The organism is Pseudonocardia sp. SID8383 (genome assembly GCF_009864975.1).
In the GTDB taxonomy this organism is placed as follows: Bacteria; Actinomycetota; Actinomycetes; order Mycobacteriales; family Pseudonocardiaceae; genus Pseudonocardia; species Pseudonocardia alni.
Map to the genome: position 1 here is coordinate 1 of NZ_WWFY01001026.1, position 5,128 is coordinate 5,128.

At 74.6% G+C, this 5,128-nt stretch carries 5 protein-coding genes and 1 pseudogene; 2 read left to right on the forward strand and 4 right to left on the reverse strand.

Annotated elements, in window-relative coordinates; translation table 11 throughout:
- Positions 1-184 (forward strand): annotated as a pseudogene (locus GTW08_RS32190) (hypothetical protein); the annotation flags it as partial.
- Between the two features lie 47 nt (positions 185-231).
- Here the strand turns inward: GTW08_RS32190 and GTW08_RS24700 are convergent.
- The 3 genes from GTW08_RS24700 to GTW08_RS24710 are packed head-to-tail and all read right to left on the reverse strand — an operon-like array spanning position 232 to position 2,206.
- A complete protein-coding gene (locus tag GTW08_RS24700; RefSeq protein WP_073576041.1) occupies positions 232-879 on the reverse strand; it encodes a TrmH family RNA methyltransferase in 648 nt (215 codons plus the stop codon).
- A complete protein-coding gene (pyrE, locus tag GTW08_RS24705; RefSeq protein WP_073576042.1) occupies positions 876-1,436 on the reverse strand; it encodes an orotate phosphoribosyltransferase in 561 nt (186 codons plus the stop codon). Before pyrE ends, GTW08_RS24700 begins: the two co-directional genes overlap by 4 nt.
- Complete coding sequence (locus GTW08_RS24710; protein WP_073576043.1) at positions 1,433-2,206, reverse strand: SDR family NAD(P)-dependent oxidoreductase; 774 nt, start codon at positions 2,204-2,206, stop codon at positions 1,433-1,435. The genes pyrE and GTW08_RS24710 overlap by 4 nt, the downstream gene beginning before the upstream one ends.
- 152 nt (positions 2,207-2,358) lie before the next feature.
- Here GTW08_RS24710 and GTW08_RS24715 point away from each other — a divergent pair, with 152 nt between their 5' ends.
- Entirely contained in the window at positions 2,359-3,957 is a 1,599-nt protein-coding gene (locus tag GTW08_RS24715; protein WP_083658700.1) for a flavin-containing monooxygenase, read from the forward strand.
- Between the two features lies 1 nt (position 3,958).
- Here GTW08_RS24715 and GTW08_RS24720 read toward each other — a convergent pair whose 3' ends face one another.
- Complete coding sequence (locus tag GTW08_RS24720) at positions 3,959-4,966, reverse strand: adenosine deaminase (protein ID WP_073576044.1); 1,008 nt, start codon at positions 4,964-4,966, stop codon at positions 3,959-3,961.
- Positions 4,967-5,128 lie beyond the last annotated feature (162 nt).

Here is a 5,128-nt window from a genome sequence, read left to right on the forward strand (position 1 = left end):
CCCCCGGGACGGGCAGACGACGTTCGCCCAGCCCGGTCGTGCCCCGCAGCACGGCGGGACCGCACCACGGCACGGTGGCGCGGTGCCGCCGCACGGCCCCGGCCCCCGCCCGCAGGACGGCACGGAGCCGCCGTACCGCCACACCACCGGTCGCCCCACCATGCCGCCCCGGCACGGCAACTGAGCATCGATCAGCACGTTTCCGCCCTGCCCGGGGCGGAAACGTGCTGATCACCAGGCGTCGGACAGGTCCGCGTGCTCGCGGATCCATGCGTGCATCACGATCCCCGAGGCCACCCCGGCGTTGACCGAGCGCGTCGAGCCGAACTGGGCGATCGACACGACCAGGTCCGCGGCGTCGCGCAGCTCCGGTGACAGCCCGGGGCCCTCGGCGCCGAACACGAGCACGCAGTCCCGCGGCAGCGACGTGGCCTCCAGCCGGACCGCGCCCGCGACGTTGTCCACCGCGACCACGGCCAGGCCGTGCTCCCGGGCGAACGCGACGAGACCGTGCGAGTCGGCGTGGTGGTGCAGCCGCAGGTAGCGGTCGGTGACCATCGCGCCGCGGCGGTTCCACCGGCGTCGCCCGACGATGTGCACGCCGGCGACCCCGAAGGCGTTCGCCGTGCGCACCACCGTGCCGATGTTGTGGTCGTGCCCGAGGTTCTCGATCGCCACGTGGAACGGGTGCGCCCGGCCTGCCAGGTCCGCCGCGACGGCTTCGCGGCGCCAGTAGCGGTAGCGGTCGACGACGTTGCGCCGGTCACCGTGCTCCAGCAGCTCCGGGTCCCACTGGTCGCCCTGCGGCCACGGCCCGGCCCACGGGCCGACCCCGACCTGGCCGGGGACCGACCACTCGCTGGGCCCGGGCTCGCTCATCCCAGCTGCAGGTCCGCCAGCCCCAGCAGCGCGCGGTACGGCACGCCCTCGGCCTCGACGGCCTGCCGGGCGCCGGTGTCGCGGTCGACGACGGTGCACACCCCGACCACGTCGGCGCCGGCCTGGAGTACCGACCGGACCGCGGTCAGGACCGAGCCGCCGGTGGTGGAGGTGTCCTCGACGACCAGCACCGGGCGGCCGGTGATGTCCGGGCCCTCGATGAGCCGCTGCATGCCGTGCTTCTTGGTCTCCTTGCGGACGACGAAGGCGTCGACCGGGTCGGTGTCCGGCTCGGCCGCCGCCGCGTGCAGCACCGCCGTCGCGACCGGGTCCGCGCCGAGCGTCAGCCCGCCGACCGATCGGTAGGTCCAGTCCGTGGTGAGCTCGCGCAGCAGCCGCCCGATCAGCGGGGACGCCTCGTGGTGCAGCGTGACGCGGCGCAGGTCGATGTAGTAGTCGGCCTCCGCGCCGGAGGAGAGCGTGACCCGCTCGTGGACGACGGCGATCTCCCGGACCAGCGCGGCGAGGCGGGAGCGGTCGGTGTGTGCGGAGCTCATGTGCGATCCCTGTCGAACGTCGCCGTGATGCGTCGCAGCAGGCTCCGGGGCAGCACCCCGGTCACCCCCACGATCGCCTTGTACTGCCTGGAGGGCACGGAGACGACCCGGCCCCGGTCGAGGTCGGCGAGTGCCTCGTCGACGACCTGGGAGGCCTCCAGCCACAGCGGGCCGCGGCGGGCGCCGACGTCGATGCCGGCCCGCTCGTGGAACTCGGTGCGCACGTAGCCGGGGCACAGCACCATCGCGCGCACCCCGGTGCCCTGCAGCGACGCCGCGACGCCCTCGGTGAAGGAGATGACCCACGCCTTGTCGGCCGGGTAGGTGGAGCCGCGCCCGGCCAGGAAGCCCGCGACGCTCGCGACGTTCAGCACCGCGCCGGTGCCGCGGTCGACCATCCCGGGCAGCGCGGCCCGGGTCAGCTCCAGCACGGCGGCCACGTTCACCTGCAGCTGGCGGGCCAGGTCGGCGGCGTCGTTCTCGAGGAAGGAGGCGCCCAGCGCGAGCCCGGCGTTGTTGACGAGCAGGTCGACCGGCGCGAGGTCGGGGTCGGCGAGGCGGCGCACGACCCGGGCCCGCTGGTCCGGGTCCGACAGGTCGGCGGGCAGCACCTCGACGGCGACGCCGAGGTCGCGGTAGCGCTGCGCGGCGGTCTGGAGGCGGTCGGCGTCGCGCGCCACGAGCACGAGGTCGCGGCCGTCGGCGGCGAGCCGATCGGCGAACGCGGCCCCGATCCCCGACGACGCGCCCGTGATCATGACGGAGGGCACTCGGGGATCGTAGTGCGTCCGCACCCGACCGGCGCAGGCGCGACGGTTACCGACGGGTCGGGTGTGACCCGTGCGACAGGGGTGTGCGACGACCTCGTGAGACGGGCCGCTCTCGCGTGCCGGTGCACCATGAAGCCTTTACCGTCGAGACCATGACGTCCGAGGCGCTGCCGATCCAGCGGCCGGTCGATCCCGCTTCCCCCGGCGCCGCCGACGTGCCGAGCGGCCCGTCGCCCCGTCATTCGAGGGTCGCCGTCGTGGGGGCGGGGTTCACCGGACTCGCCGTGGGCCTGGCCCTGCTGCGGCGGGGTGTGCACGACTTCGTCCTGCTGGAGCGGGCGGACGACGTCGGCGGGGTGTGGCGCGACAACACCTACCCCGGTGTCGGCGTCGACACGCCGTCGCCGCTGTACCAGCTGCGGGCCATGACCAACCCGGACTGGAGCGACCTCTACGCGCCCGGCCACGAGGTGCAGGACTACGCCCGGCGCCTGGCCCACTCGACCGGCCTGCTCGACCACGTCCGCTTCGACGCCGACGTGCTCTCCGCCCGCTGGGACCCCGCGGACGCCCGCTGGCGGATCGCGACACCGTCCGGTGAGTTCACCGCGGACGTCCTGGTCAGCGCGGCCGGGCTGGTCGCCGACCCGAAGCTGCCCGACGTCGAGGGCCTCGCGGACTTCCCCGGCCCGGTGTTCCACTCCGCCCGCTGGGACCACGACGCCGAGCTCGCCGACCGGCGCGTCGCCGTCGTCGGGACGGGGGCGACGGCGATCCAGCTCGTCCCCGAGCTGCAGCCGCGCGTCACCGAGCTGCACGTCCTGCAGCGCACCCCGGCCTGGATCCTGCCCAAGCCCGAGCGGCCCGTCGGCGAGCGCACCCGTCGCGCGCTGGCGGCGAACCCGCTGCTGTGCCGGATGCAGTTCGACGTCATCTACGTCGGCGCCGAGCTGCTCGCCGCGACCCGTCGCTCGCGGCTGCTGCGCGAGACACTCACCCGGGTCGGCCGCAGGCATCTCGCCGCCCAGACGCCCGATCCGCAGCTGCGCGCGCGGCTGACCCCCGACTTCGACTACGCCTGCAAGCGGCCGCTGGTCTCGAACGACTATCTGCCCGCGATGAGCGCGCCGAACACGACGCTGCACACCGGTGGGCTCGCCCGGGTCGAGGGGCGGACCGTCGTCTCCGGCGACGGAAGCCGCGCAGAGGTCGACGCGATCGTGCTGACCACCGGGTTCGAGGTCGGCGCGACGGCCCCGATCGCGCGCCGCATCCACGACGCCCACGGCAGGTCCCTGCACGACCACTGGGGCGCCTACCCGCGCGCCTACCTGGGGATGAGCTACCCCGGCTTCCCGAACCTGTTCCTCATGCAGGGTCCGAACGCGACCAGCGGGGCCAGCTCGACGCTGCTGTTCTCCGAGGCCCAGGCCCGCTACGTCGCCGACGCCGTGTGCCGGATGGCGGCCGAGGGCATCCGCGCGCTCGACGTGAAGCCCGCCGTCGAGGAGCGCTGGACGCGGCGGATCCGGCGCCGCTCGGCGCGCACCGTGTACGAGACCGGCGGCTGCGCGAGCTACTACCAGAACGACGAGGGCGTCAACGTCGTCATGTGGCCGGCCAACACCGCGGAGTACCAGCTGCGGACCCGCCGGTTCCGGCTGTCGCCGTTCGACGTCGAGCGGGGACGGACCGGTGCCGGGCACCCGCTGCACCCGTTGCGCCCGGTCCGGCTCGCCGCGACGGCCTGACTCACCCGCGGGTCGCGGCCCCCCAGTCGGCGACCTCGCCGAGCAGGCGCTGCACGGCCTCGTCGTCGAGGAACGACGAGGTGATCGAGTTGGCGGCCAGCGTGCGGAGCTGGTCGTCGGTGAAGCCGAGGCCCTCGCGGACCGCGGCGTAGTTCGCGTCGGCGTAGCCGCCGAAGTAGGCGGGGTCGTCGGAGTGCACCGACACGTTCAGCCCCGCCGCGAGCATCTCCGGCAGCGGGTGCAGCCCGATGCCGGGGACGCAGGCGAGCCGGACGTTGGACAGCGGGCAGACCGTCAGCGGGGTGCGGTCACGGACCAGGCGGGCGACGAGGGCGTCGTCCTCGATCGCGCGGATGCCGTGGTCGACGCGCAGCACGCCCAGCTCGTCGAGGGCCTCGGTCACGTAGCCCGCCGGGCCCTCCTCTCCCGCGTGCGCGACCGGCTTGAGACCCAGCCCGCGGGCCCGCTCGAACACCGAGGTGAACTTCGACGGCGGGTGCCCGACCTCGGCCGAGTCGAGCCCGACCCCGACGATCCGGTCCAGGTACGGCTCCGCCGCCCGCAGGGTCCCCTCCGCCTCGGCGGCCGACCGGTCGCGCAGGAAACAGAGGATCAGCCCGGCGGAGACGTCGTCGGCGTGGTGCTCGATCGCGTCGGTGAGCCCGCCGATCACGTCGCCGATCGCGACGCCGCGGGCGGTGTGCGCCTGAGGGTCGAAGAACATCTCGACGTGCCGGACCCCCTGCTCCGGGCAGGTCCGCAGGTACGCCGACGCGAGCGCGGCGAAGTCGTCGCGGGTCCGCAGGACGGCCATGTTGGCGTAGTACACGTCCAGGAAGGACTGCAGGTCGGTGAAGTCGTAGGCCGCCCGCAGCTCCTCCACCGAGGCGTACGGCAGCGCGACGTCGTGCTGCCGGGCCAGCTCGAACACGGTCTCGGGTTCGAGCGTGCCCTCGATGTGCAGGTGCAGCTCGGCCTTCGGCAGCGGCGGGGTCCCGGTGGTCGTCACCGGGACATCATCCCGTGCCGCCCCGCGCGGTCAGGAGCTGGTGACCGTCGACGTCATGTAGGCCGAGACCTGGTGGCCACGGGAGCGGTCACGGGCCGCGGCGCTCGCGCGGGCGCGCTGCGCCGCGGTGCGCACCGGACCGGCCGCCCAGTGCCGCCCGCA